Source organism: Streptomyces sp. NBC_00193 (assembly GCF_026342735.1).
GTDB lineage: Bacteria > Actinomycetota > Actinomycetes > Streptomycetales > Streptomycetaceae > Streptomyces > Streptomyces stoeckheimensis.
Genome location: NZ_JAPEMM010000001.1, coordinates 94,434 through 119,981, shown reverse-complemented (window position 1 = coordinate 119,981; position 25,548 = coordinate 94,434). Strand labels below are relative to the sequence as shown.

The window sequence follows — 25,548 nt, the reverse complement described above, 5'->3', positions numbered from 1 at the left end:
GTCGACCTCAGGTACCCGTGCCCCGACGTTCTTGGTATCCATGGGGTCAATCAAGCCGGGAGCTCAGGAGAACCGGTTGCGCGAGCGAGTTCCAGGGAGCCCCGATGGTGCAGTCCATCGAAAGGGGCGCATGGGTGGGGATGCCGGGGTGTAAGGCTGCTCGGGAGTAGGGCCTTCTGGGCCCCTGCCAAGGGGCGGGCGGCACTCTGAGCAGTCGAGGGCTGGCAGCAGAACGCGAAACGCCGTCGGTGGCATCCCGCGCCCTTGGTGTCGCCCCCCCTGAGTCCGGGAGCGACACCGGCCCTGCGGCCCTCAGGCCTGTGGCAACACCCGCATGGCGAGCACAGAGCCGTCCTGGTGGACGGATACGGGGCCGTCCCACTCCGAATCCCAGGCTAGGAGGGGCCAGCTCTTCCGCTGGGCGTGGATTTCCGTGCGGTACTGCTCGACACGGCCTTTCGCGAGGTGGCGGAAGAGGTCGTTCGCGACCCCGGAGAAGGCCTCGACCCGGGTCCTGTTGAGGCGGAACACGTGGTCGGTGCCAACGAAGTCGATGTCAAGGAGCCGTTGGTTCGCGTCCTGGACGCTGTCGGTGGCGGCGTGGGTGGGGTCGGTGAAGTGGCGCTGGCCCTGCCGCTTGGTCAGGTACTGGGCCGTAGCGGCGCCGTCGCCAGCGAAGGCCGTCAGTCCGGCCGCCGCGGTTCGGGCGAGGACCTGCCGGAACCAGGCATAGTGCTCCGGCTGTACGTGGAAGCCGAGCTGCGACTCCGGTTTCCGCTCGCCCTCGGCCGGCGGTTGGATGCCCGGGAAGATGTTCGCGTCCTCAAGACAGTGGTCAAGACGGGTGCCGGGGGCATCCATCGAGCCGGTCAGTCGGCCACCAGTTCCGCGGGCCTGCAAGGCGTGCACCGTGAGCACGCCTTCGGTGGGGAGTTCCGTACTGAACACGAGGGCCGGTGTCTCGTTCCACGGGCCGATGTGGACCGCCTCGACGTGCGCAGAAGCGGACGCGAGCTGGATGTGAGAGGCGGCGGCGTTGCTGTGGTTGCCCTTGCAGGCGATCGGAAGGACCCTCGGCGCCTCTCCGGGCTTCCATATCTCGGCGAAGAACTGTGGCCGGTAGCGGTAGCCAGATCGATGGCCCGCGTCGCGACTGGTCAAAGCCCAGCCGGCCCGCAGTGCAGTGTCCGCGGGGACGATCGAGACCGAGTGGTCCGGGTAGCGGCGGCTCAGGAGCTGCCGGGCAAGGGTCAGGGCGAAGCCGGTTCCGAGTTCCCCGGACTGGATCGCCTTGTAGTAGTCGGCCGTTTCCCGGCCCTCCGCGGAGAGCGTCATGAACGAGTTGATGCTGCCGGCCAGAGCTTGGCTGTATTTCAGGGAACCCCAGTGCTCAGCGAGTCCACGGCTGGCGCCCCGCCGTGAGAGGGCGATGCCTTGGCCGAGGGTGTGTAGCACATCCCAGGGCGTCAGCTGGACGGTCCGGTCCAGCTCCTTCGTGGGGATGGGCCTGAGTTCGGGCTTTCGCCGGAGCTGGTCGAGTTCCTTCTGCTCGCGCGCCTTGTCATCCTCGGCTGCGGCGTCGTCGACGCTGCCGACCAAGGCCGAACTGGAGTGGATCGAGATGTTCGACGGCTGGACGAGATCCTTGAGTACGTCAGCGGCTGGCTTCAACCTGTTCCCCCTACGGCTTCCACGGGTCAGACCGACGTCGCAAGCTACGTGCTGCAAGAGGGGCGCACACAGGGCGTATACAGGCACATGACGATGCAGGCACCCACCGCCGGGCGGCGGTGACGTTCAGGTCGCGAGTGGCCCCGCTGAACGCGTCGCGGAGGGTGAGGCCGGAGAGCACCCAGTCGGTCTCGGCGATCTCGCTCGAAGAAGAAGGAGATCGCCCTCAGCGCGCCAGCGCACATCGGGTTAGCCCTGGCCCCTTGGGCCGGAGCCGCCCTGACGGGCTCACTCGGCGGCCGCACACACCTGTTCACCGCGCTGGCAACCATCTCCCTCGTGGCCGCCTTGCTGGCCGCGGCTGCTTCGTGGGAGGCCGCAGGGAACGAGCCATGGCCGACGGGTGCCCTTACTGACACGCGTCGTCTTGCCCAGACTGCTGCTCGGAGACGAGGAGGAACTGGGTGGCAGCACGCAAGAGGCATCGGTCGGCACCACGGAAGCGTCGGGAGGCCCGGCTCAAAGCAGGTGTCTGGAGCGGCATAGCCGCATTGGCGGTGCTACTGACGTTCTGGTCGACGATCTGGCCCTATGCAGTGGGAGTGTTGGTCCTTGGCGCGGTCGGTGGCGGAGGCTGGTGGCTGTGGACGACGCACCGCCTGGTCCGAGGCAGCGACCGGCGGTGGCGCCGCGAGGAATCCGTCAGGGCGGGCCATCGGACGCTCGCCGAGGTCGACGCGATGGACGGCACGCAGTTCGAGGACTTCGTGGCCGACCTCTGTCGGCGGGACGGTTGTACGGATGTCCGCCGCGTCGGCCGCACGGGCGACGATGGCGCCGATGTAAGCGGACGGCTGCCCGACGGCCGCACGATGGTGATCCAGTGCAAGCGGTACAACCCGAAGCGGAAGATCTCCAATGGAGAGGTCCGCAACCTACTGGGCTCGCGAGTGCACTTCAAGGCCGAAGTCGCCGTCTTCGTCACCACCGCGTACTTCAGCGGGCCTGCCGAACGCTGTGCCCTGCAGAACGATGTCGTGGCCATCCACCGTGATCATCTTGGACTGTGGAACAACGGTGCGGCGCTCCCGTCTCTTAACGCGGTGAATGGCGCCGGCCAGGGCGACCGGCGGCACCGCGCCCTGCGGAAGGAGACGTACGAGTAGCCCCTCCTGGTAGCCGGACTCTGAAGTCGGTCCCAACGAAGGGTGGTCGTAGGTTCACGATGTCAGCTCGGTCAGCGCTGGACACAACAGGGTCGTGTCCTCGATTGCACTGGCATGTCGGGTCGTCGAGGGTGAGGCGCTGTCCGGCACGGAGGGGTGGGCGGGAGACGCGGGTCAGGTACCTCGGCTTGCCCACGCCATCGTTGTGCGTGAAGACGTGAGGTGCTGCCCAGGTACCGAGGAAGCGGCTCCAGGTGTCCGATGCGAGTGCAGTCCGTACATGCGGGAAGCTAGCATCGGTGAAGAGCACGGCCACGTGTCCTCCAACCGCTGGAAGTTATGAGGCCCCAAGCCCACCAGGCGACCTTCTGCGGACTCCCAACCCAACCAGCATCCGAGGGGCCGTTGTTGGTCGTCGCCGGTGGCCAGAGAGGGCCCAGGCCTGTCCTGAACGCGGCTGGTTCGGCTTTCGACGCTTCGCACCGGAAGTCCCGCGCATCTCCGCAGTTCGGACCGTCCTTGATGTCCGCAGAGGGGCTTGCTGTCCACGAATAGGCTGGACCCGTGTGACGCCTACTCCTACTAGCCGTCTACGTGGACGCCGCAACTTCGCGTCCGGCTTGGTCACCCGTCGACGCGGAGGCGGGCGGTCAGGCCTGGCCTTCACCTCGTACGTAGTTGAACCGCTAGCAATTCCCGGGCACGATTGCACCTTCCCCGTGACCACGTCGTCCCGCCCGAAAGTAGTGGTACGTGAAAGTCCTCGGCATAGCCGTAAACTCCGGCGCACTCCACTACGGCGCTCTCCAACAGGTCCCTGGAGTCGGCCTGGTGCCTGGAGCGCCAGAGCGTCTCGGGCCGGCGGACGGATTGAACGGCTACGAACGCACGGGAGACACCTACCGGCGCATCTACCAGGACATCCACGTCCTTGCTCCGGACCTCGTCGTGCTCGTCGCCACCCGCAAGTACAACAACTGGGCCTACCGGCAGGCCGCTGACCGCGCCGCCATGGTTACCCTCGCTCAACTGGCTTGCCACGAGGACGGCATCCGCTGTGAGGAATGGACGACCGAAAAGATCGGCAAGCTGGTGGGTGTCACGGCCGCCTCGCTTGACAGCGTCCCTCTGGAACGGATCGGTGCCGCCACACGACCCAAGTACTGGAACCCGGGCCGCGGGGACGCTTTTGCCGCTGCACTCGCCGGCTTGGTCGACTCCACCCCTGGCGACAACTGGTGACCCTGGATTTCGACCGACGGAGAATGCGACTGTGAGCGAGCGCGGAAGACGGCTTGTCCTGGACTATGAGTGTCTCTACAGCATGCCAACTGGAGTCCATGAAGTACACGTATGGTGGGATTCGACCCTAAATAATTGGCTTGTTGGTAAACGTGTAGATATATCGGAATTTCAGGATGTTGGTGGTCTAATCGAACCCGGCCTCATGGAAATGATCAAACACCCCAACATCGTGGACGTGCGTGCAGTGGCCAGCGTTCTCGGCTACCCCCAGCCCATGCATGTGGTTGAGATCCTCATGCCGTTCTTCGAGAGGGGAAGCATCACTGACGCTCTGGAGCGCGGGGAGACTTTCGCACCCACGAAGGCGCTGCGTATCGTCCAGGCAGCACTTCAGGGGCTGACAGAGATGCACGAGCGTCACGGCATCCTGCATCGCGACATCAAGAGCCCCAACCTGTTCCTCACCGGCGACGCCGATCTCGTCAAGATCGGTGATCTTGGTGTCGCTGGTGCCATGGACGCATCCGGGGCTACTTCCGCTGTCCAGGTGGCGCACATGTACTCGCCTCCGGAAATTATGGTTGGCCCTCGCATCACCCGCGCGGCGGATCTGTATTCCCTTGGGCTCGTCCTGCTCGAACTCCTTGCTGGAAAGTTCGACTACGCCTCCTACACGAGGACCGAGGTCGTCGACGCACTCCAGCAGGGACTCCCGCCTCTGCGTGAGCGCGATCGTCGGCTTCCGGTCTGGGTCTGCCGCCGCCTGCGACAGCTGATCTCCAAAGCCGCCCACCCAGACCCCACCCAGCGTTTCGCTAACGCACGCGACATGAGTAGCGCTCTCGCGGCCATCAAGATCGCCGATTGGAGCGAGGCTGACGCCAACGTGTGGCAAGCTCCACATCTTCGTCGGGATGAGCACTGGAGAGTCACGGCAATTCCGGCAAAGGCGGGCGGGGTCGAATTGGCCATGTTTCGGCGCAAGTCCGCCTCCTGGCGACGTGTTGGCGAGGCTGCCGTGGTACCGACTGTTGATCACCCTCAGGCGCGTGCCTACTTCGAGACGGCGAACAAGCGCGCCGTCAACTGATCAACTGCTTTGGCTACTACGTCTTGGTCGGCGGAGGCCAACGGGGTCAGAGCCAGGGAGTCCCTTGCCGCCTCAGGCGTCACCGTGAACCGCGCTTCCCGACCGGTCCCATCCGGTTCGAGGGCTCCGTTCCGGGCGAGCTCCCAGACCTCGCTGCGGATGCGCCGGACGTCGATTCTGCCGTCAGGGACCAGGGGGGCCAGAAGCGCTCGCCATTCCTCATGGCCAGCACCAACGGAACACTCCCACAATTGCTCCACGAGTACTTCGGCCGCCCACGCGTGCCGAGGGAGGCACCGATCAGGTAGACGTGCAATGCACAGGGCGAGCAAGGCACCGTGAGTGTTCATCGCCTCCATGCCACCTCCCGCCCGTCAGCAGCAGTCCACAAGCCCACTCGTCGCCAGGGTGCCGGAGACTAAGTTGGGAAGCAAGAACGCCCACTGCTCGCGGACAGCCCGGCACCTGTGCGTGCTATTCCGGATCATCCTCGTGGACGCCCCCCGACGTCCTCGGCGAAGGGACCCGGGAGCTCGCACGAGGCCCCGTGCGCGCAGGCTTAGTCTCCTCGGATGGACGACTCCCCTTGCTTCTGCCTTCTCTGCGCCCCGACCGAATGGGGCGGGCCCGTGTCGGCGGACCGCGACCGCCGCATCACGAAGAGCGTTACGGACTACGGCTGGCACGTTATGGGCGTTGCCGGCGGTGACGCCCCAGGCGACTGGGGCTACTCCATCGGCCTCTGGCACACACTCCGCAGCCCCGAGGTAAGCGTGTTCGGCCTGCCCTCACAGACCGCGATGCAGGTAGCAAACGCCGCTGGGATCGCGATCAGAGAGGGCAATCTACTTGAGCCCGACCAGCGGCGGGGAGACGTTCTCAACGGCTATGACGTGATCGTTCGACCTGTGCATCCCAGCTGGTACCACGACTTCTTCGGCGCAGGCATCGACTTTTATCAGACCCCGCCACTGCCGATCACGCAGTTGTTCTGGCCGGACAAGGACGGACTGTTCCCCTGGGAAGAGGGGACACATGATCACTGCCGGAAGAGTCAGCCTCTGCTCTGGATTCCGAAAGACGAGACCACCGGCCCCTGGGCTCACGTCGCTTGAGGTCGGCGGACCGGCTTAGCCGGGGTGTTGCCCGGGCTGCATCAAGCCCAGCGGCCAGCTCAGCCACAGAGCGCCTCTGCTCGCTGCGCCTGAGACGGTCGGTACCGGGCAGCTCTCGGAGCGAACAACGACAAGGGGCAGCGTGGGCAAGAACACACCGCATAAGGACCTCAGGGTCGGCGACGTTCCGCAAGTGAGCTGCCCGCCGCCCACTTAGGGCCGAGTGGCCCAAGTGATCGTGCACGTCGTCTATGAGAAGGCGAAGGCACGGTAGGCGTTGCGGATACCAGTCAAGGGCTCGCGGTCGCGGTTGAAACGGAGCTTGTTGGTGAGGAGGACGGCCCATCGGTCCTGCTGCGGGCTGATCCACATGCCGGTGCCAGTGAAGCCGTAGTGGACCCAGATGTCCTGTCTGGGTTCGGTGCCGGGTCCGGGGTGCCAGAAGAGGCCGCGGGCGGGGGTGAGGGCGCCGGTGTGGATGCGGAGGGAGTCCTTGATCCAGGTCGGACCGAAGGCGGCCTGGGTGGGGGCGAGCATGTGGCGGAGGAACAGGGCGAGGTCGTCGAGGACCGAGAACGTGCCGGCGATGCCGCAGACGCCGTCGAGGAGGCGGGCGGAGAAGTCGTGGGCGGTGCCCTTGAGGTGGGTGCCGGCGCTCTCGTCGTACTCGGTGGGGGCGCAGCGGACCGCCTCGGCGGCGGGGAGGGGGCCGAAGCGGGTGTGGGTCATGCCCAGGGGGTGCCAGATGCGGTCGGTGGCGAGCTGGTCCAGGGGCTGGCCCGAGAGGTGCTCGGCGAGGTAGCCGAGGACGAGGGCGGCTCGGTCGGTGTACTCGACGGCTTCGCCTGGCGGGCGGTGGAGGGCCTCGTGTAGGACGCCGTCGCGGATGTCCTGGGGGTCGGTGCCGTAGAGGTTCTTCAGGTTGGCGCGCAGCGGCAGGCCGGCGGTGTGGGTGAGCAGGTGGTGGGCCGTGGTACGGGCTAGGGGGCGGCCTGCGACTTCGTTCCAGAAGGTGCCCAGCGGGGTGTGGATCTGGAGCTTGCCCTCTTCGACCAGGGTGCCGATCGTGGACCAGACGGCGAGGATCTTGGTGAGGCTGGCCACGTCGAAGACGGTGTCCAGCCGCATCGGCTCGTCCGGGTGGTCGGGGTCGAGGAGGCCGACGGCTCCGCTGGCCTGGATGCCGTCGGCGTTCCCGACCGCCCACACCGCGCCGGGGTAGACCTCGTCGCGTACGCCGGTCTGGAGGAGGTCTTCGATCCGGTCGGTGGTGTGGGTCATGGTCTCCCGATCGTCGTGGGCCGCGGGTGGTCCGCTGGCCAGGTTAGTGACGCGGCAGGGGTGGTGCTGGCTGCGCCACGGGTGGTGTCAGGCGAGCCGCCGGCCGAGGTCGGCGATGGCGGTGGCGGTGGTGCTGAGGGGGAAACGGGCGGCATTGGTGCGGCCGGATGCGCGGAGCATCACCAAGAGGCCTGGGGTGGTGCGCAGGCGGTGGAGGTCGTGGGCGGCGGTGGTGGGGTTGGTGAAGTCGGTGGCCAGGCCGGTACCGGAGAGGGCTTCGCTGAGTCCGGGGACGGGTTGGTAGAGGACGGGGAGTCCGCAGGCCTGGGCTTCGAGGGCGACGAGGCCCATGGCCTCCAGGGTGGTGGAGGGCACGGCGAGTACGTCGTGGTCGGCGAAGGCCCTCCACAGTTGGGCGCGGCGGAACCAGCCGAGGTAGCGGACGTGGACGCCGAGCTTGCGGACGACCGGGGCGAGGTCGAGGAACTGGGCGCGCGGGGCGGCGATGCTCAGCTCGACCGAGCGAGTGGCCGCGACGGCTTGGAGGAGGGGTTCGAGGCCCTTCTCGGAGCTGAGGCGGCCTGCGAAGAGGATCCGCAGGTGGCTCGCGGGACGTCGGGCGGGCCGGGGCGGTGGGTCGGTGAGGAGGCGGTCGGGGATGCCCCAGGGGATTTTCTCGATCTTGCGCCTGTCCGTCTTGGGGGCGAGCTTGAGCAGGCGGTCGGCCATGGCGCCGGTGGGGACGACGATCGCGTCGGCAGCGGACGCGGTCTCGCGGAGAACGCGTAGCTGCGTGGTGTGGTTCTCGGCGTGCAGGAGGTCGGTGCCGTGGACGAAGGCGATCCGGGGGTGGGCGGGTAGGGCCCGCAGGAGGGCGGGGGTGGCGCCGAAGGCCAGGTGGTGCAGGTGCAGCACGCTGATCTGGCGCGGGTCGATGGCGGCCGTCATGGCGTGGCGCAGGTTGGTGACGTACCGGCTGAAGGCGTGGCCGTCGAGGCATTTGCCGGCGGCGTGCAGCAGGTCGATGCCGGCCGGGGTGCGAGGTCGGGGGCCGTCGGGGGCGAGCATGAAGGCGCGGGCGGGGATTGCGGGCTGGGTGCCGGCGTAGAGGTCGAGGAAGAGTTCGACGCTCCCGCCGGGGCTGGGGAACGGCAGGTCGAGGGCGGTGGCGACAACGCGGTTCACCGGCGGCCTCCAGGGTTCTCCTCGTAGAGGCGTGATGTCTCGATGCCCTCGCTGGTGCGGTACTTGAGGCCGTGCTGCTGGTAGCTGACGGGGGAGCCGTGGGTGCGGAGGAAGACGACCTTGCCGAAGGTCATGCTGGGCCGGACGCGTACGGGCCGGGTGGCGCGGATCTCCAAGGTCCAGCGGATCGCGTGGCCCTGGTGCCCGAGCGGCGCGGAGACGTGGACCCAGATGCCGAGGGAGCCGGTGGTCCGGTCGCCGTTGAGGAGCTGGGCGTACGTCTCGGAGCCGGTCCGTTCCAGGGTGTGGCCGAGGTAGAGGTGGCCGGGCTCCAGGACGTAGCCGTCGTCGGGGAGGGTGAGTTCGGAGAAGGCGGTGGGAGTGGCGGCGTCGAGGTCGCCCTCGCAGACGCGGAACGTGCTGCCCAGGCGCCAGTCGTACGCGTTGGGGGACAGACGATCCGGGTCGTACGGGTCGATGGTGATGCGGCCCGCCTCGCGGGCGGCGGCGATGGCCGGTCCGGTGAGGATCACGAGGTCACCGCCGTGGCGTCGAGGTCACGCCAGTACGCGGAAGGCTGGGGCCCTGAGGCCGCCTGGTACTTGCCCTCGTACAGGTCGATGGCGCCCTCGGAGACGAAGAACATGATCTGCCCGATCTTCATCCCGGCGTAGACGCGCACGGGGCGGGTCGGGGTGAGCATCAGTGTCCACTGGCCGTGGAAGCCGATGTCACCGATGGGTGCGGTGATCTCGACGAAGAGCCCCAGTCGGCCGACGGAGGAGCGACCGAAGAGCAGGGGGACGAAGAGGTCGGATCCCACCTCCTCCAGGGTGTGGCCGAGATACAGCTCGCCGGGCTGCAGGACGTGGCCGTCGTCGCCGATCTCCGTGCGGCGGGTGGGGTTCGGCCGGTGGGCGTCGAGTACCTGGTCGGTGTAGGTGAGCAGGGTCCCGCCCAGGCGGACGTTGTAGCTGTTCGGGTTGACCTGGGTCGGCGTGAAGGGGGAGATGCGCAGCCGTCCGTCCTTCGAGGCGGAGGTGATCTCGGGTCCGGTGAGGATCACTGGTCGTCTCCGTTGGTCAGGATGCTCCTGATTGCCGAGCCGAGGTTGAGGCCGATGGGGTGGGATCGGCTGTCCAGACAGGTGTCGGCGAGGTAGTCGGTGGTCAGGACGCTCGTCAGACCGGTGGGGAGCGGATCGGGGGAGGCAATCAGGGGTCCGGCCTGCTCGGTGAGGTGAGTGAGCAGGGCAGCGGGGTCATGCCGGAAGGCCGGCGCGACCTGGGCCTCGACCAGGTTGTTGTCGAACGGCTCGATGGCCAGCAGGTCTCCCGCGGTGAGGACTTCGCCCAGCAGCGTCGTGCGCACCGCGGTCTCGTTGAGGACGACCGCCTCGCTGCCCAGTCCGCTGCGCAGCCGGTCGGCCAGTTCGCGGAGCAGAGCGCGGCGGTCGAGTGGCTTGTTCCGATGGGGCGCGACGAGACGTCCATGCGGCTCGGCCAGCTGTGCGTCGATGGAGGCGATCTGTTGACGGACGGAGGCCAGATCGGTCGGTAGGACGGATCCCGAGGTGTCGGGGAAACGGGCGGTCCGTCCGACCCAGCCTTCGGGGGAGGGCTCGGCGACTGCGTAGCCGACGGCGAGTTCCGCGCCCTTGAGCACGATGGTGCTGCCGACCCGTTCGGGTCCGGTGTGTTCGCTGTGGCAGTGGCCGGCGAAGACCACGTCGAGGAAGGGGCACGCCTCGGCGAGCTGGAGGTCCTGCTCGAAGCCGGAGTGGCTGAGGAGGACCCAGGAGTCGACCTCGTGGTGGTGCGCGAGCATCAGCTCGCGCAGGGTGTGGACGGGATCGGTGACGCGGCGGCCGGAACGCTGCCCGGCCGGGATCGAGTTGAATGCCTGCGGGCCGATCACGGCCGTGAGGGCTGTCCGTCGGCCTTGGATGTCCACGATGCGCAGACGTCGGAAGAGCGCGTTGCCGGTGGAGTCCTCGACGACGTTGGCGCATACGGTCCGCTGGTGGAGGCCCGGCTCGAAGTAGTGCAGCCAGCCGTGGTTCCCGGGAGCGACGACGTCGTACAGGGCGAGCAGGATGTCCCGTTCGAGCGCGCCCCGGCCGAGGCGGTAGTACCCGGTGCCCTCGAAGAAGTCGCCGCAGTCCACCAGCAGGCTGCCTGCGCGTGCCTGGTGGAGGTGCCCGAGCAGCGGGCCGTCGGCGCCGAGCGTGGAGTGGACGTCAGTGGTGGCCATGATCTGTCGTAGGGAACGGGCCGTGGTCATGGCGCTACCTCGCAGATGTCGGCGCCGAGGTGGAGGAGCTTGCCGGGCAGGTCGGCGTGGCCGCGCCGGAGCTGGTCGACTCCGCCGAGGGTGGTGATTCCGCGGGCGGTCAGCGCGGCGACCATGAGCGCGGAGCCGGTGCGGATGTCGGTGGCCTCGACCCCGGCTCCGGTGAGGCGTTGCGGGCCGGTCAGTCGGCATTCGGTGGGGGAGATCTCCTCGATCTTCGCGCCGAGTCGGGCCAGCTGGGGCAGCAGGTTCCCGTGGCGGCCGGGGTTGATGGAGTCGGCGAACAGGTGTGTGCCGGGCTGGCCGAGGGCCAGTGCCATCAGGGGAGGCTCGAAGTCGGCGTCCAGGCCGCCGGTGGCGAGCGTGGCGATGGCGCGAAGGGGACGGCCCGTGGGCCGGGCGGCGCTCCCGTCGACCAGGAGGACGTCCTCCCGTACCGCGGTGGGGATGCCCAGCCGTTGCAGCGCTGCCTGCAACGGCACCACATCCCGACCTTGGACGCCCTCGATGCGCGCGGTCCCACCGGTGGCGGCGACGGCGCAGGCCAGGGTGCCTGCCTCGATCTTGTCGCCTGGTACGCGCCAAGCCGGCATCTCGGTCGGTGATGCCGCTGCCGGGCTCAGGTCCAGGACCTGTTCGCCGGCTCGGGCCTCCCATCCTGCCGAGCGCAGGGCGTCCAGCACGGTGAGGACTTCCGGCGACAGGTTCGGCTGACCGAGGCGCAGCGCACGGCCCGCGACGACCGCACGCAGGACGGCGACGACCGTCGCACCGCGCGACCGGAACGGCAACGTGTGGGAGACCGTTCCGGTGGCGGGTCGACCGGCCTCGACGTCATAGCCCTCGTCCTGGACGGCGACACGGTCGCCGAACGCCTCGTACACCTTGAAGTGCAGGTCCATGCCGCGCTCCCCGATCCGGCATCCCCCGGGCCAGGGCAGACGGGCGTTCCCCTGTAGGGCAAGGAGTGCGGGCACCAGGTAGTACGACGCGCGGATCCGTGCGGCCGGAGCCAGGTCGAGGTCCGTGGGTACGGCGTCAGGGGGCATGATCACCACGCTGTCGGGTCGTCCCACGGCTCGGGCGACGTGCCAGCCCGCCCCTTGGATCAAGGTGAGCATCCAGTGGACGTCGGCGCTGGCGGGGACGTTCTCCAGCTGGATGGTCCGGCGCACGGCTGCTGCGGCGGCCAGCAGCGGCAGGGCGGCGTTCTTGGAGCCGTCGACGGTGACCGACCCGGAGAGGGGCCTCCCCGGACGTACGGCGATGACCTCCGCGCTCGGCGCAAGGGCCTGAGTGGGTGCCATGTTCAACTCCTTTGCAGGGGAGGCTGCGTGATGGATGGCAAGACCGAGGTGGGTACGGACAGATCGAGCTCGGCCCAGCAGGATTTGCCGCCGGTGCTGTGGTCGACGCCGTGCCGGTCGGCGAGGGCGTCGATGATCAGCAGCCCGCGGCCGTCCTCGGCGTCCGTAGGGGGTAGGCGTGCGTGGGGGAGGGCGGAGCTTCGGTCGCGGACCTCGAAGCGCAGTCGGCTTCCGCGCAGGCGGGCGGTCACGGAAGCGGCTCCGTTTCCCGCGTGCTGAACGACGTTCGCCAGCAGTTCGCCGGCCACGACCTCTGCTACGCACATGCCGTCGGTGCCGATGACCGAGTGCCAGCCTCTGATCTCGTTCATCACCTGGTGCCGGGCACGAGCGGCGCCCTCGGGCGTACTCGTGACGGTCAGCGTGACCTCGTGCACTTCCATGAGCAGCCTCCTGGAGGGGTGCGGTTCTACCAGGCAAGCGGGTCAGGAGGCGGCTGCGCGACGGGCCGCGCAGCCCCTGCATCGTTCATGCACGTTGTGCATGGCGGGCAAGTTCGTTGCAGCTAGGCTCGGTTGAGCAGGCAGGATCGGTCTCGGCAGAAGGGGCCGTGGCGAAGATGGTCGACACGCAGGGCGAGGTGCACCGGATCGGTGAACTGATCCGCCGGGCTCGGGTCTTACAGGGCCGATCACAAGCGGACGTGGCCCGCGAGCTGGGATACCACCAGTCGAAGATCAGCCGCCTGGAGGGCGGACGAGGAACGGACGACATCCGAGTTCTGCGCGACGTCGCCCGCATCCTGCGCATTCCTCCGGCCCGCCTCGGTCTGGCGGAGGCCGCCCCGGAAGCCGATCCCCACGACCCGGAGACAGAGGAAATGCTGCGCCGCCGTACCCTCCTTGCCGCCAGCATCACCGCACTCACAGCCTCGGTCGCGCCGACGGCTGCGCACCCCGCGCTCGTCCAGGCACTCCTGCCCGGGATGCCGACGACTCCGACGACGGAAGCGCCGGAGTCCGGGGAACTACGAAACCGGGCAACGGCCATCCGGCGCCTCTGGAGCACGTGCGACTACGCGGAGCTGGAGCGGACCCTTCCCGGCCTGATCACCGATCTCCGCCACTGCATCGCAAACTCTCCGCAGGCCGAGGAGCTTCCCCGCTTCCTAGCGACGGCCTACCAGACCTCGGCCAGCCTCCTGCTCAAGCAGGGAGACCCCGGCACGGCGTGGCTCGCCGTCGGGCGAGCGATGGCCGAGGCCGAACGCTCAGGTGATCCACTCGTCCTCGCCGCCAGCGTCCGCCTCCACGCGCACGTCCTGGTCCGCGAACAGCACGCCGGCCAGGCCGTCACGCTGATCAAGCACACAGCTTCACAACTCGCTGGTGCGTACGACCAGCAGCCCCACCACCACCTCTCCGTGCTCGGGTTGCTGCTACTGCGCGGAGCCACGGCTGCCAGCAGAGCCGGGGACCGCGCTGCCACCGCAGAGTTCCTGGCAGAGGCCAAGGAGGTGGCGAAGTACGTCGCCCTGGACCACCCCGACGCCTGGGCCAACTTCAGCCCCACCAACGTGGCCCTCCACGAGGTCAGCGCGGCCGTGTCCTTCGGCGACGCGGGCGTCGCCATCGACATCGCCCGTCCGCTCATGCGCCGCCACATCCCGGTTCCCGAGCGCCGGGCCGCCCTGTGGGTGGAAGCCGCCCGGGCCTACGCGCAGCAGGGCCGCCTCGCTGATGGCTACCAGGCCCTGCGGATCGCGGAGACCTGCGCAGCCCAGGACGTACGGCGACCAGCCGTCCGGGACCTGGTCGCCGACATGGCGGCGCGCGACCGTCGGCGTACGCTGCCAGAGCTCCACCACTTCAGCCGCCGACTGGGAGTACCCGCGTGACCGAGCCGCAGCCCAAGCCCTTCCTGTACGTCGTCGTCTGCGCGGCGGGGATCGCGGGCGACGTCGGCAAGCTGATCGACGCCGCGCACGAGCGGAACTGGGACGTCGGCGTCGTCGCCACCCCGCAGGGGCTGCCCTTCCTCGACGTGTCCGCGATCGAGGACCGGACCGGTTACCCCGCCCGCTCCGCCTGGCGCGGGCCCGGCGACGCACGGTCCTTCCCACCCGCCGATGCGATCGCAGTCGCCCCGGCCACCTTCAACACGGTCAACAAGTGGGCGGCCGGCTTCGCGGACAACCTCGCCCTCGGCATCCTCTGCGAGGCCCCGGGCATGGGCATCCCCACCGTCGTCCTGCCTTACGTGAACACCGCGCTCGCCGCGCACCGCGCGTACCAGCGCAGCCTCGCCGAGCTGCGCGAGATGGGTGTTCTGGTCGGCAGCTACGAGCCTCACCGCCCGAAGTCCGGCGGCGGCGCCGACCGCTTCCGTTGGAAGGAAGCCGTCGACCTCTTGGCCCCGTTCCTCGCGGCAGGCGACGCCCGCCACTGATCTTGCGACTGCCAGTGGGTAGGGCGTAGCGGATTTCCGCATGAGGAATGCCGCCGTCCGGTGGCTGGGAGGTACCCGCCACCGGGCGCAGGGTGCTGCGCTGGGGCCTGTCAGTCCTCGTAGGGGAGGTATATGCCGCCGTCCGGAGCGGCTATGGCGCACAGTCGCTCGTACTCGGCGCGGTCTTCCTCGGTCATGTGCGGGAGTACGTCCATGACCATGCGGGCTTCGGGGTGCCGGGCGAAGTACGAGAACAAGAGCTCTGTGAGGGCCTTCACGGCGTTGTCCTGCTCGAGGGCAGCCGCGGCGGAGCGGGCGCTCAGTGCTGCCACGGCTTCGAGTTCGGAGCGCGTGGCCTGGAAGGCGGTCGCCTGTTCGGCCTGGGTGAAGGGGCGCCCGTCACTGTGGGACCAGGTGTTGGTGTCGGGTCGGAGCTTGAAGTCCGCGTCCAATAGCAGGGCAATGACTTCCATGCGCAGTTCGGTTTCGGGCATGCGGGGGTTCCTTACGGGATGGAGTCGGTGGTGACGTTTTCAATGCTCCGGAGAAACCCCGGTTTGGCTGACCGGGGATCGTCGGCTATGTACGGATGGATGCGATATGCCGTCAGCGCCGACGGGAGGCGTTGTTCGCGGCCCTCAGAGCCGGTTGTGTGGTCGGCGCGTGCCGGGGGAGTGATGCTGCGGGATCGGCAGGCAGGTGTGCGAGACGGCGGAGGCGCCAGACGAGGACGTCACTGACGGAGGTGGCGCTGTCCAGCTCCCGATGCCGCGTGGCTTCTGCGAGGAGGTGGGTTGGGTTGTGGCCTGCGGCCTGGGCATCGGCGAGTGTGGCCGCCAGGGCGGGCCAGCCCGGCTCGGCCAGAACTTGTTCGGCGATCTCGGGCAGCGCCTGGCGTAGGACGACTGCCTGTCGTCGTTGCAGTGGCAGGGAGCGGCCTTGCTGGTGGAGTACGGACATTGGCTGGGCGGCCGCGATCTCGTAGGCGGCGCGCAGGTGTCCGGCGGCTTGGTGCGCGGCTTCGGCTTGCTGGGCGTGCTTCTTCTTGGCATGCCAGTTCGCCGCCGCGGTGACGAGGAAGAACGCGGTGTCGATGAGCATGGCGGTGGTGGCGCCGTCCTCCCCGCGATCGAGGGCAGGTCCGCTGTGGACGAGGTCGTACGCGGCCTGGCGCAGGGCGCGGTCGTGCCCGCGTACGGCGCGGACGTGGGAGCGGGATGCCCGCTCGAACGCGAAGGCTGCATCACGGAGTTCTCGTCGGGTATGGGCGGCGGAGGTGTCGGCGAGCGCGTCGAGGACCTCGCCGACAGCGGCGATCCCGGCTGCTGCCGTGCCGTCGTCGCCGTGCTCGATGAGCAGCAGCGCCTGCCAGGTCGCCGTGGTCGCGCGGCGGCGGGCGTACGCCGGGCCGGTCACCGGCGGGAGAGCGGGCTGCTCCGGTGAGATGACTTCGTCGGAGGAGGGTTCTGCCGATGGAGTCCAGCGTTCGCGGATGCGGGGCAAGGAGAGGTCGGAGGCGAGCTTGGATCCCGAGTAGAAGACGGGCTCGCCGTGCTTGTTTCGGTCGTCGGGCAGGGCCACGGTGTAGCCGAGGAGGTCCCCGGACGGCGCCACGCGCTGCTTTACGAGGACACCGGCATGGGTGAGGCGGCCGAAGAACTCCTCCTCGCTCCGGGCACCGGCCGCCGCGCGTCGGACGCTCTCGCGCAGTTCCTCCCTCGGGGTGCGTTCCCGCTGGTGGCGGTCGGCTTTGTGGCGTTCGGCGCTGGTGGGGCGCTGGGCTGCTGTTCCGTCACCGGTGTCGAGGCGGCGCAGGCCGTATTGGGCCTCGATGAGACGGGCTTCGGCCTGGGAGCGCTTGGCTTCGTTGTGGCGGCGAGGCCGGCGGCCGTCCTCGCGGACGGTGGTGGCGATGATGTGGATGTGGTCGTCGGCGTGGCGGACGGCTGCCCAGCGGCAGGCGGCGGTGTCGTCGTCGGGGGCGATGCCAGTGGCGGCGACCATGCGGCGGGCGATGTCGCCCCACTGGTCGTCGCTGAGGATCGGGTCCTCGGGCGCGGCGCGTACGGACAGGTGCCACACGTGCTCAGTGGGGCGCCGTGACTTGGGCAGGGCTTCGACGGGCTGGTCGAGGAGCCTTTGCAGGTCCGCGTAAGTGGCTTTCGGGTTGCGTCCGGGGTCGGGGACGAGGCTGTCCCAGGCCGCCACGAGGTGCGGGTCGGTGTGTTCCTCGTGGGTGCCGGGGCCGTAGAGGTAGCGGATCAGGCCGATGGTGCGGCTGCCCATCTTGTGGACGCGGGGGATCATCCGGCGGGAGTCTCCGTCTCTACGTAGCGCTGGGTGAAGTCGTCCACGCGCTCGGCGGTCCGCTGGACAGCGTCGAGGACCGCCTTGGCGTGCGGGGCATCGGCGCCGGAGTTCAGGACGGTGGCGACCTGGTTCAGGTTGTTGCCGATCTGGCCGAGGGCCCGGCGCAGCGCGAACAGCTCTCTGACCATGTCCCGGTGGGTGGCGATCTCGGCTTCGGTGTGTTCGAGGTCGCGGGCGGCCTTCAGAGCAGAGTGGGCGAGGAAGCCGGCGGTGCTCATGCGGCAGGCAGACGCGGCGTGGGTGAGGAGCTGGAATTCATCGTCGTTCATGCGGCAACTGGGCTGGTGCATGCGCTTCTTCTCAGCGAGCAGGCGTTCACGCTGGCGCACGTGCGATGTCGATGGGGCGGTGTGCGTGCAGCGGGGGGTGTGGCAGGTGTGCTGTCCCTTCGATTCGTGGTGCGGTCCGGTCTCGGCCGCGTCCCGAAGGACCGGCACCTCCTGGTGCCGGTCCGCTCCCGCCACCCCTGGGGCGGGGGAGCCCAGAGCATTGCTCCCGACGGGAGCAATGCTCTGGGTACAACTTGCTCCTCCCGAGGCTGGAAGCGAGGGCATGTGCTCGTCGTGGCTGAGACGGTCGTGTGGCGGGTTGTGCATGCGTGTCCTTGAAGCGGTAGAGGCTGTTGGGTGGGGTCGACCGGTTGGGGACCGCTCGCTCGTGACGCGAGATGCTGCCGGTGCTGTCCGGGGACCGGGCGGGGACGGTCCCCGATTCGGGAGGCGCTCGGTCCCCGGCGGCAGGGGCGTGGGGGACCGGTCCCGTCTCGGTCCCCGTAGTCATGGGTGGGGACCGTCCCCGACGTGGTGACCTGACGGTCCCCGAACCGCCGCAGGGCGGTCCCGGAGGGCGGGGACCGTGGGGACGGTCCCCACTGAGTAGGGGGACGTCAGGCGGAGGTGACCTGCGGAAACAGAGTTGGGGACCGGTCCCCGTGGTGGCCGGCGCGCGCAGCGCAATCAGGGGACGGTCCCCGATCGACTGCTGTCGGTCCCCTCCTGGGGGAGGGCGCTGTCAGGCGGGACCGGGGTCAGTTTGGGGACGGGGACCGTGATGGGGACCGTGATGGGGACGGGACCGGGACTGGGGTGGGGACGGTCCCCGAACGGCTCGGGTCAGTGGTTCGGTCCCCACGATGACGGGGACCGACCCGGGTGGGGACCGTGGTGGTCAGGAGCCCGACGGCTGGGTGCGTCGGCGATCCGGGCCGGTGAGGATGACGCGGGTGGTCATCTCTGCCAGGCGGGAGGCGACGCGGTCCCCAACTGCGTTGCGGAGTTCCGCGATCGGCAGGTTGGTGGTGATCAGGGTCGGGAGCATCTCGGTGTAGCGGCGGTTGATCAGCCGGTACGTCAGCTCCTCGGTCCACTCGGACTGCTTGGCCGCGCCGAGGTCGTCCAGGATCAGCAGCGGGCACCGGCCGAGCTCTTGGATCTCCCGTTCGGGGTCGTGGTTGGGCCGGGGCCGGAGCTGGGCGTAGAGGTCGGCGGAGGTGACCGCCTGCCAGCGCAGGCGTACTCCGGCGGCCAGCAGCGAGCGGACGGCTCCGTAGGCCTGATGTGTCTTGCCGATGCCGGTGGTTCCGGCGATCAGCAGCGAGGGGCCGTAGGCGATGCCCCGGGTACCGGCCGGCCCGTTCCGCCCGGCGCGGGTGACCGCCTCCACCCAGCCCAGGACTTCGGGTTGGGTGGCGAGTGCCTCGCGGTAGCGGGGCGGGATGCGGCGGTCGGCGAGTTCCAGGGCGGTCACCGGCTCCACTGTGGGCCCGGCGGGTGCGGTGTCGGGGTCGATGCCCTTGGCAGCGAGAATGGCCTGGAGACGGGTTGCCAGGGTGCCAGCACGCTGGGGTTCGCGGGTCGCGGTGGTCACAGCTGGCCTCCGTAAGCGGCTTCGGCGTCAACGGGGTTGGTGTACGGCTGTGGGGCTCTGCGGGCGCCGGCAGTGGCCTGGGGCGGGTTCATGGCCTCGTTGACCAGGCTGGGCAGCAGGCTCGGGTAGAGGCTCTTGAGGCGCATGCGGTCGACTCCGGCTCGGATGTGGTCCGGGTCGATGCCTTCGTGCAGCAACTTGCTGATCTCCCGGCCGACGTGGCCCAGGACTTTCTCCGGAGGGCGCTTCCCGCACGCGGCGGCGTACTCGGCGACCAGTTGCTGGGCCGTTGCGGTCTGGGGTGGGGCAGGGGTGCTCGCGCCTCCCAACGGAGATCCTAGATCCATGATCCTAGGTCCTAGATCCGGACCGTGAGGGCTCGGCGCAGGCTCCCGCACTTCCTGCTGATGCTGCACGGAGGGCTCACTGAACCCGTCCTGACCTGCGGATACGGGGATCATCGAAGCGGCGTGAGATGTGGGTGAGAGCTCCGGGGCGGGTGCCTGATGGTGCACGGACGCCTCACGGAGCCCTCCCTGCGCCAGCGGTGAAGTCAGGGGCACCCGGCCACCGTCGTGGTAGGGGCAGTTCGGGTGCCGGACACCGCTGGGGCGGTTGACCTTCTGGTGCTTGGAGAAGGTCACGATGTGCAGGTACCGCTTGCCGTCCTCGCCCTCGTACCGGCAGATGAGTTCATTGCCGGCGAGCTGGGTGAGGTCGTCCTCGACCTCGATCGGGCCGTGTTCGGGGCGCAGGGACCACAAGAGGCCCGCGATGACGGCGGACTGGTCACGGAACCGGCCGTGGTCGTCGGCCTGGGTGAGCAGACCGAAGAACGTCCGCTCCGCGGTGATGCTGACGGCGGCCAGCGATTCGGAGCTGAAGGCTTCCGGCTTGATGGTGCGGATGCGTGCCATGCCTATCGCCCCGCCTTCGTCTGCTGCTGGGACGGCGACGCCGGGGTGGGCGCGGGTGTGCGGACGGCTGCTTCGGCCGTACTGTTGGGCATAGACGTTCCTCAGATCCGTTCAGGAGTGGGCGGTTTGGACAAGGGACTCCCATCGGCTCTCGGCGCTGCAACGCCGGGAGCCGATTCTTTTGTCAGGGGTGCTTGGCCAAGACAGCCACACCCAGCCCGCGGAAGTCCAGCGAATCCGCACTCGAAAAGTGTCAGATCGCATCGCTGGTCGCGAACGTCTTCACAGTAAGTGCGAATCCCCGGTTGACCAAAAAGTCGACGGCGCAGGGGGAGCGGCGAAGGTCGCACCCCGAAAGCCATTGACCGGAGTAGGCGAGGCGATCTATGTTTCCGCCGCCCGGAGCCGCTGATGCTGTGCACACCTCTGTGGTCCGAGATGGGTCGTAGTTCCGCAATGGCTGCCTATGCGGGAATCGGCAGTTCGTTCTCCGCGAAACGAGCCCCGAAGTCCCATGTCCGGGCTTCCGTGATTACGTGAACCCGGGAACCCGAGCTACAACAGATGCATGCCCCGAAGAGCTACGGAAATCGGTCCCGCCGGAGAACGGACCGCCCACGCCATCGAGCGGCTGCGCACCTCGCGCGGATTCGCTCAGCGAGAGCTCGCTGCCCGTGTCACCGAGCTTGGCCACCCCATGACCAACACCATGCTGTCCCGCATCGAACGCACCCGCCGGCGCTGCGACGTGGATGACCTCGTCGCCATTGCGGCTGCCCTCGGTGTCTCCCCACTTGCCCTGCTCCAGCCTGCGACGAAGGGGGTTCGGGCGGGTGCGCGGTGACGCCGCCCCGGCTTATACCCGACGATCCCCGGTCAGCCAAACCGGGGATTCTCCAGACCATTGAAGTAGTCCGCTCCACCTGCCTGACAGCAAGCGGGGGCGGGCTTGTCATGCCCGATGTCCGTCGCCGCAGGTTGTCGACGGAAGACCCCGAAGGTTCGATACGTGCGAAGTGCTGCTTGTGACAGTGAATTGCTGGCGAATGTCCGTATGCCTCCCCGTGTGTCGCCGCTGGGGAGGGGTTTTCTGAACGTGCGTGAAGCCGCCGAATACCTGGGGCTGTCGCCCGCCACCCTTTACGTGTGGCGGCACCGCCGCCAAGGTCCGCCGAGTTTTCGAATGGGGCGGAGTGGACGTGTGATGTACCGGATCGAAGCTCTTGACGACTGGATCCGGGAACAGGAGCAGGCAGACTCCCGTAGTAATACTTCCCTAAATCCGGTGAATGCCGCCCCGCAGCGCCGCGCCGGGTACGCGGCCACGGCCTGACCGATCTACTAGGCCTTACCACCCGCCCTACGTCCAACCCTTACCCCGAGGAATTCTTTGGCTGGCTATATCGAAGACCGTTGGATCAAAAAGAAGAGGGATCCCGTCACAGGGAAGCGTGAGCGTACGACCCGTTACGGCAAGGGGTCCCGATATCGTGTCGCTGGAATCCCGGGCGTCCGGGACATGTCGTTCGACGTGTTGGAGGACGCCAAGGGGTGGCTCCGGCGGTCCGGCACCGACAGCGAACGAGGCGAGTTCGTCGACCCGCGCGACGGCTCCATCACCTTGACGGACTTCGTCACGCGCCACTGGCGCGCCGGCGTTCGCGGCGCGCCCGGCACGGTCAAGCGAGTTGATGAGCGTGTACGACTTCACATCCTTCCGCACCTCGGTGCGGTGGCGCTGCGCGACGTGTCGGCGACCGTCCTGCGCGGCTACATAGCCACGCTCGAAGGCGAGTGCTCTCCGCGGTACGCCCGGCAGATCCTCACCTCACTGTCAAACATCTTCGAGACCGCGATCGACGACAAGCGCCTCGTCCGCAACCCGATGCGGGCCAAGACGGTGCGTTGGCCGAAGGCCCCCGACGAGGACCGTGACGCGTGGCCGCTGGCAACGGCGCAGCGGGTGCGGGACGTGATCAATCCTCGGTACCGGATCGCGGTCGTCGTCGCGCTGGGGTGTGGGCTGCGCCAGGGCGAGGTGTTCGGGCTGTCGCCGAAGGACATCGACTTCGAACGCGGCGTCATCCGAGTGCGCAGGCAGGTGCAACTTCTCTCAGGGCGCCTCTACTTCGCCCTGCCCAAGGGCGGCAAGACGCGCATCGTCGACATGCCCCGGTCGGTGGCCACGGAACTGGCCGCGTACTTCCTCGACCATCCGGCGGTCGACGTCGAGCTCCCCTGGGGCGGACCGGAGCCCGACCGGGAGAAGCAGAGCTTCCCGCTCGTCCTCACGACGACGTACGGCAACGCCATCCGCGCCAACATCTTCAACGACGAGGCCTGGAAGCCAGCCCTCGCCGCGGCTGGAGTCATTCCCGTACGGGAGAAGGGCGCGCGGTGGAAGGCTTCGCGCAAGGACGGCTTCCACGTGCTCCGGCACACCTACGCTTCGGTGCTCCTCGAAGCGGGCGAGTCCATCGTCACGCTTGCCCGGTGGCTCGGTCACTCAAGTCCGACCATCACCCTCGACCACTACGCCCACTTCATGCCGGAGGCTGGCGGCAGGGGCCGCGCGGCCATCGACGCACTGCTCGGCACGGTGCCCGAGTACGTGCCTGAGGGCCTCGTCCCCTCTCAGGGCCGCATCTGAGATCCCGTATCGACGGTGGTCGCCTGCGCCCGGCAATGTTCCAGTCCCGCCGTTACCTCTGCCTCGTCCGGGCCGTCCTCGGTCGCCAGCAGTTCCCCGGCCGCAACCATGGCTGCCCAGAACTCGGGAGGTGAGCCCCGCCCGTTCCGGAACCGGGTTTTCGCGAAGAGCAGGAAGATCTTCGTGAGCTCCCCGGTACGAAACCAGGGGATCATGCCGCCAGGGAAGCCTCCGCGGGCGCAGGCGGCAGTCCACAAGAGGTCGCGGATCCGCTCACCGCGACCATCCAGTACCCGGTCCACGACGAACACGTGCCCGCAGGCGAGAAACATGGCGACGAGGTCTTCTTCTCCCACCTCGAACTCGTCGAAGAGGGGCCGAGCCTCGCGGATTCGGGCTTCGGCGTCCGGCTCGGGCACTCCCAGGGCCAGACATAGGGCCAACGCGCAGGCGTCCCACTCACCGGTGCGCGCGGCCAGTTCGGCGAAGACTTCCTCCTCGCCCTTTCCGGTGGCCAGCATCTCGCGAGCCTGCAGAACCAGCGCGTCCTCGCCTTCCCCATGATTCATGGCCAGAGGCTACAGCGATGCTCGAACGCGGCAGAGGGGCGTGGCGACTTGAGTGAGCGGCCTCCATTCGCCTGCCGTGGGGACCGGTGCCGAGGCAGCGATTTCGGCGGTGATGACTCGCGTCCGATCGAGGGGTTCAGTGATTCCGGCCGGTCGTGCAGGTGACGGCGCGGGGTTCAGCGGCAGAGCTCCATGATGGTGTCGTCGAAGTCGGGGAACTCCCGGGTCGCCAGCTCGATCACGGCTGCCGCCGACCGGCGCTGGTGCGGTGCGAATCCTTCGGCGATGGCTGCCAGCTCCGGATTGGGCTGCGCCTTCCAGTCCGGCTCGTAGGACGTGGCGGCTTCCCAGGGGCCGAAGCCGGCGGCCAGTAGCCAAAGGAAGTCGCCCAGGTCGCGGGCGACGACACCGGTCTCGCCCTCGGAGCCGAGGAAGACGATGGGCTGCTCGGCCAGTGGCCGGCTCGGGCGGATGAGCCAGATCGCCGCGTACCCGCCCGTGCCGTCCTGTCCGAACGCGCGGAAGTCGTTGCCGTCCAGTTCGCTGTTCCCGGTCCATGCCTGGAACCAGTCGGTGGTCTCGGCAGCGGACAGGAAGGCCGGGAAGGGTTCGAAGTCGACCCCGGTCTTCCCGTCGGCGTAGTCGAATCGAACGGCCATCGCGGTGGCGAGCGCGGCGGGGAACTGGCGGTCATCGGTGGGCTTCACGGAGACAGGCTAGACAGGGGGTCGGACATCGACGCCCCACGGGCAAGGTCGTTGGACGACTGCCGGCTTGTAGTCGTCGGGGGAGACAGGACAGGCCTGGTCGCGACAACGGGTGGCACAGCATCTGCTGTGCCACCCGTTGTCGTTACCCTCCGCAATCGCGTGCCGTCGAAGGTGGTCGGCGGTGCGGGAGGGCCGGCCCCAAGGTGCGGGGGAGCGCCCGGCATGGGTGGGCTGCGGATTCTCCCCAGATTCTCCCCAGGGGGTCCTGCGGGCAGCTTCTCGGCGTTCGCAGGAGCTAAGTTGATCAATGGTGCTGCTGTGCGGTCTACAGCCAGTCGCGCTTCTTGAAGATGACGTACAGGCTGACGCAGACCGCTGCCATCAGCAGGATTGCGAAGGGGTAGCCGCCTGCCCACTTCAGTTCCGGCATGTCTTCGAAGTTCATGCCGTAGATGGTTCCCACGAGTGTGGGTGCAAAGAGGATGGCGGCCCACGAGGAGATCTTCTTGATCTCCTCGTTCTGTTCGAAGCCGGCCTCGGCCAAGGCGCGCATTTCGGCGTTCTGTTGTTGGGAGACCAGGGTGGCGTTGACCGTCAGGATTTCTGTGAGGGCCTGGCGGAAGCCGTCGACGCGTTCGCTGGTGTGGGTGACGTGGTCGGCCACGTCGCGGAGGTAGCGCTGGAGTTCCTCGTCCGTGCCGTACTTCGCGAAGCCGGCCATCAGGCTGTGGAGCATGCCGACCAGGGGGCGGGTGGCGCGTTGGAACTCGACCATTTCCCGGGAGAGTTCGTAGATGCGGCGGGAGACTTCCGGGTCGCCGCTGAAGACCTCGGTCTCGATCTCGTCCATGTCGATCTGGACGCCCTCGACGACGGGGGCGTAGCCGTCGACCACTGCGTCGAGGATGGCGTACAGGGCGGCTTCCGGGCCGAGGGAGAGGAGTTCGGGGGACTCCTCCATGCGGCGGCGGACCGCCGAGAGGTCCGGGGCCGCTCCGTGGCGGACCGTGATCAGGAAGTCGGGGCCGACGAAGATGTGGAGCTCGCCGAAGTCGACCTCCTCCAGTGCGTCCAGGTAGCGGGCGGCCCGCAGGACGACGAAGAGGGTGTCTCCGTAGCGCTCCAGCTTGGGGCGCTGGTGGGCCTCCAGGGCGTCCTCGATGGAGAGCGGGTGGAGGTTGAACTCGTCGGCCAGGGAGTGGAGTTCGGATTCCGTGGGGCGATGCAAGCCGATCCAGGCCATGCCGTCGGGCTGTTCGCGCAGCCGGCGGAAGGTGTCGGCGAGGGTGGTGGGCGAGGCGACCCGGACTCCGTCGCGGTAGACCGCGGAGTCGATCACGCTGCGGTGGTCCGCGGGTGTGGGGGCCGGCGGGGGCGGCTTCGGGGCCCGTGGGGGTGCGGCCGGGGGTGCGGCGGGGAGAGCGGCCGGGCGCCGCCAGCCCACCCGCTTCGCGGGCCCGGCCCCGGGCGCGGCGGCGGACGGGGGCGAGGGGCGGCGGCGGTCTGGTCGCTCCGACATCGCAGGTCAGCTCCCGGTCGAACGGGTGTTTACGGGCAAGGTGCAGGATATCCGGGTGAATGGTCCCCCGGGTTCCCCGGGGTCCATTCGAGTCCGGGTGGGCGGATGCGGCTGCAACGGAGTTGCGGACAGAAGGTGTCCGCATGG

Annotated in this window: 25 protein-coding genes; 9 read left to right on the top strand and 16 right to left on the bottom strand. The window is 68.5% G+C overall.

Annotated elements, in window-relative coordinates; all coding sequences use genetic code 11:
• Positions 1-312: 312 nt before the first annotated feature.
• On the bottom strand, positions 313-1,671 hold the full coding sequence (locus OG898_RS00555) for a hypothetical protein (protein ID WP_266954254.1): 1,359 nt from the start codon (positions 1,669-1,671) through the stop codon (positions 313-315).
• 464 nt (positions 1,672-2,135) lie between these two features.
• Between OG898_RS00555 and OG898_RS00550 the strand changes: the two genes are divergently transcribed.
• The 4 genes from OG898_RS00550 (at position 2,136) to OG898_RS00535 (ending at position 6,287) form a co-directional block, all read left to right on the top strand.
• Entirely contained in the window at positions 2,136-2,837 is a 702-nt protein-coding gene (locus OG898_RS00550) for a restriction endonuclease (protein ID WP_266954252.1), read from the top strand.
• A gap of 870 nt (positions 2,838-3,707) precedes the next feature.
• The gene (locus OG898_RS00545) at positions 3,708-4,079 is read left to right on the top strand and encodes a hypothetical protein (protein WP_254386263.1); all 372 of its coding nucleotides are present in this window, start codon (positions 3,708-3,710) and stop codon (positions 4,077-4,079) included.
• Positions 4,080-4,110: 31 nt separating this feature from the next.
• Positions 4,111-5,172, top strand: coding sequence for a protein kinase (locus OG898_RS00540; protein WP_266954246.1), 1,062 nt, complete (start codon positions 4,111-4,113; stop codon positions 5,170-5,172).
• A gap of 572 nt (positions 5,173-5,744) precedes the next feature.
• On the top strand, positions 5,745-6,287 hold the full coding sequence (locus OG898_RS00535) for a DUF4262 domain-containing protein (RefSeq protein ID WP_254381188.1): 543 nt from the start codon (positions 5,745-5,747) through the stop codon (positions 6,285-6,287).
• A 249-nt stretch (positions 6,288-6,536) separates the two neighbouring features.
• On the opposite strand, the gene OG898_RS00530 is transcribed toward OG898_RS00535, so the two are convergent.
• The 7 genes from OG898_RS00530 to OG898_RS00500 all read right to left on the bottom strand — a co-directional run bounded on the left by OG898_RS00530 (position 6,537) and on the right by OG898_RS00500 (position 12,795).
• Positions 6,537-7,568, bottom strand: coding sequence for a serine hydrolase (locus tag OG898_RS00530; RefSeq protein WP_266954242.1), 1,032 nt, complete (start codon positions 7,566-7,568; stop codon positions 6,537-6,539).
• A gap of 87 nt (positions 7,569-7,655) precedes the next feature.
• Positions 7,656-8,753: a glycosyltransferase family 4 protein gene (locus OG898_RS00525; RefSeq protein WP_266954240.1), complete on the bottom strand. Its 1,098-nt coding sequence runs from the start codon at positions 8,751-8,753 to the stop codon at positions 7,656-7,658.
• Complete coding sequence (locus tag OG898_RS00520; RefSeq protein WP_266954238.1) at positions 8,750-9,286, bottom strand: deoxycytidine triphosphate deaminase; 537 nt, start codon at positions 9,284-9,286, stop codon at positions 8,750-8,752. Before OG898_RS00520 ends, OG898_RS00525 begins: the two co-directional genes overlap by 4 nt.
• Positions 9,283-9,819, bottom strand: coding sequence for a dCTP deaminase (dcd, locus tag OG898_RS00515; RefSeq protein ID WP_266954236.1), 537 nt, complete (start codon positions 9,817-9,819; stop codon positions 9,283-9,285). Before dcd ends, OG898_RS00520 begins: the two co-directional genes overlap by 4 nt.
• Complete coding sequence (locus OG898_RS00510; RefSeq protein ID WP_266954234.1) at positions 9,816-11,036, bottom strand: bifunctional metallophosphatase/5'-nucleotidase; 1,221 nt, start codon at positions 11,034-11,036, stop codon at positions 9,816-9,818. Before OG898_RS00510 ends, dcd begins: the two co-directional genes overlap by 4 nt.
• Complete coding sequence (locus OG898_RS00505; RefSeq protein ID WP_266954232.1) at positions 11,033-12,352, bottom strand: UDP-N-acetylglucosamine 1-carboxyvinyltransferase; 1,320 nt, start codon at positions 12,350-12,352, stop codon at positions 11,033-11,035. The genes OG898_RS00510 and OG898_RS00505 overlap by 4 nt, the downstream gene beginning before the upstream one ends.
• A gap of 2 nt (positions 12,353-12,354) precedes the next feature.
• Positions 12,355-12,795 (bottom strand): ATP-binding protein, encoded by a 441-nt coding sequence (locus OG898_RS00500; RefSeq protein ID WP_266954230.1) that lies wholly within the window; start codon positions 12,793-12,795, stop codon positions 12,355-12,357.
• Between the two features lie 176 nt (positions 12,796-12,971).
• Between OG898_RS00500 and OG898_RS00495 the strand changes: the two genes are divergently transcribed.
• Positions 12,972-14,249: a helix-turn-helix domain-containing protein gene (locus OG898_RS00495; RefSeq protein ID WP_266960013.1), complete on the top strand. Its 1,278-nt coding sequence runs from the start codon at positions 12,972-12,974 to the stop codon at positions 14,247-14,249.
• Complete coding sequence (locus tag OG898_RS00490) at positions 14,246-14,800, top strand: flavoprotein (RefSeq protein ID WP_266954228.1); 555 nt, start codon at positions 14,246-14,248, stop codon at positions 14,798-14,800. The genes OG898_RS00495 and OG898_RS00490 overlap by 4 nt, the downstream gene beginning before the upstream one ends.
• 110 nt (positions 14,801-14,910) lie before the next feature.
• Here OG898_RS00490 and OG898_RS00485 read toward each other — a convergent pair whose 3' ends face one another.
• From OG898_RS00485 to OG898_RS00465, 5 genes are all read right to left on the bottom strand, one after another.
• Positions 14,911-15,294: a hypothetical protein gene (locus tag OG898_RS00485; protein ID WP_266954226.1), complete on the bottom strand. Its 384-nt coding sequence runs from the start codon at positions 15,292-15,294 to the stop codon at positions 14,911-14,913.
• Positions 15,295-15,406: 112 nt separating this feature from the next.
• The gene (locus OG898_RS00480; RefSeq protein WP_266954224.1) at positions 15,407-17,107 is read right to left on the bottom strand and encodes a relaxase/mobilization nuclease domain-containing protein; all 1,701 of its coding nucleotides are present in this window, start codon (positions 17,105-17,107) and stop codon (positions 15,407-15,409) included.
• A complete protein-coding gene (gene mobC / locus OG898_RS00475; protein WP_266954222.1) occupies positions 17,104-17,439 on the bottom strand; it encodes a plasmid mobilization relaxosome protein MobC in 336 nt (111 codons plus the stop codon). Before mobC ends, OG898_RS00480 begins: the two co-directional genes overlap by 4 nt.
• A gap of 898 nt (positions 17,440-18,337) precedes the next feature.
• Entirely contained in the window at positions 18,338-19,036 is a 699-nt protein-coding gene (locus tag OG898_RS00470; protein ID WP_266954220.1) for an ATP-binding protein, read from the bottom strand.
• Positions 19,033-19,953, bottom strand: coding sequence for a hypothetical protein (locus tag OG898_RS00465; protein WP_266954218.1), 921 nt, complete (start codon positions 19,951-19,953; stop codon positions 19,033-19,035). The genes OG898_RS00470 and OG898_RS00465 overlap by 4 nt, the downstream gene beginning before the upstream one ends.
• Positions 19,954-20,521: 568 nt before the next feature.
• Here OG898_RS00465 and OG898_RS00460 point away from each other — a divergent pair.
• From OG898_RS00460 to OG898_RS00450, 3 genes are all read left to right on the top strand, one after another.
• Positions 20,522-20,797, top strand: coding sequence for a helix-turn-helix domain-containing protein (locus OG898_RS00460; protein ID WP_266954216.1), 276 nt, complete (start codon positions 20,522-20,524; stop codon positions 20,795-20,797).
• 117 nt (positions 20,798-20,914) lie between these two features.
• Positions 20,915-21,286 (top strand): helix-turn-helix domain-containing protein, encoded by a 372-nt coding sequence (locus tag OG898_RS00455; protein ID WP_323184797.1) that lies wholly within the window; start codon positions 20,915-20,917, stop codon positions 21,284-21,286.
• Between the two features lie 57 nt (positions 21,287-21,343).
• The gene (locus OG898_RS00450; RefSeq protein ID WP_266954214.1) at positions 21,344-22,603 is read left to right on the top strand and encodes a site-specific integrase; all 1,260 of its coding nucleotides are present in this window, start codon (positions 21,344-21,346) and stop codon (positions 22,601-22,603) included.
• Here the strand turns inward: OG898_RS00450 and OG898_RS00445 are convergent.
• The 3 genes from OG898_RS00445 to OG898_RS00435 form a co-directional block, all read right to left on the bottom strand.
• Positions 22,588-23,172 (bottom strand): hypothetical protein, encoded by a 585-nt coding sequence (locus tag OG898_RS00445; protein ID WP_266954212.1) that lies wholly within the window; start codon positions 23,170-23,172, stop codon positions 22,588-22,590. The two genes, OG898_RS00450 and OG898_RS00445, sit on opposite strands and share 16 nt — an antisense overlap.
• Before the next feature lie 176 nt (positions 23,173-23,348).
• Positions 23,349-23,879, bottom strand: a complete 531-nt coding sequence (locus OG898_RS00440) for an SMI1/KNR4 family protein (protein ID WP_266954210.1) — start codon at positions 23,877-23,879, stop codon at positions 23,349-23,351.
• Between the two features lie 328 nt (positions 23,880-24,207).
• Positions 24,208-25,401, bottom strand: coding sequence for a magnesium and cobalt transport protein CorA (locus tag OG898_RS00435; RefSeq protein WP_266954208.1), 1,194 nt, complete (start codon positions 25,399-25,401; stop codon positions 24,208-24,210).
• Positions 25,402-25,548 lie beyond the last annotated feature (147 nt).

Coding starts and splice junctions, on each gene's coding strand:
- OG898_RS00535 (WP_254381188.1), top strand. CDS start 5,745: ATGGACGACTCCCCTTGCTTCTGCCTTCTCTGCGCCCCGACCGAATGG.
- OG898_RS00530 (WP_266954242.1), bottom strand. CDS start 7,568: ATGACCCACACCACCGACCGGATCGAAGACCTCCTCCAGACCGGCGTA.
- OG898_RS00510 (WP_266954234.1), bottom strand. CDS start 11,036: ATGACCACGGCCCGTTCCCTACGACAGATCATGGCCACCACTGACGTC.
- OG898_RS00505 (WP_266954232.1), bottom strand. CDS start 12,352: ATGGCACCCACTCAGGCCCTTGCGCCGAGCGCGGAGGTCATCGCCGTA.
- OG898_RS00500 (WP_266954230.1), bottom strand. CDS start 12,795: ATGGAAGTGCACGAGGTCACGCTGACCGTCACGAGTACGCCCGAGGGC.
- OG898_RS00495 (WP_266960013.1), top strand. CDS start 12,972: ATGGTCGACACGCAGGGCGAGGTGCACCGGATCGGTGAACTGATCCGC.
- OG898_RS00485 (WP_266954226.1), bottom strand. CDS start 15,294: ATGCCCGAAACCGAACTGCGCATGGAAGTCATTGCCCTGCTATTGGAC.
- OG898_RS00480 (WP_266954224.1), bottom strand. CDS start 17,107: ATGATCCCCCGCGTCCACAAGATGGGCAGCCGCACCATCGGCCTGATC.
- mobC (WP_266954222.1), bottom strand. CDS start 17,439: ATGAACGACGATGAATTCCAGCTCCTCACCCACGCCGCGTCTGCCTGC.
- OG898_RS00465 (WP_266954218.1), bottom strand. CDS start 19,953: ATGGCACGCATCCGCACCATCAAGCCGGAAGCCTTCAGCTCCGAATCG.
- OG898_RS00460 (WP_266954216.1), top strand. CDS start 20,522: ATGCCCCGAAGAGCTACGGAAATCGGTCCCGCCGGAGAACGGACCGCC.
- OG898_RS00455 (WP_323184797.1), top strand. CDS start 20,915: ATGTCCGTCGCCGCAGGTTGTCGACGGAAGACCCCGAAGGTTCGATAC.
- OG898_RS00445 (WP_266954212.1), bottom strand. CDS start 23,172: ATGAATCATGGGGAAGGCGAGGACGCGCTGGTTCTGCAGGCTCGCGAG.
- OG898_RS00435 (WP_266954208.1), bottom strand. CDS start 25,401: ATGTCGGAGCGACCAGACCGCCGCCGCCCCTCGCCCCCGTCCGCCGCC.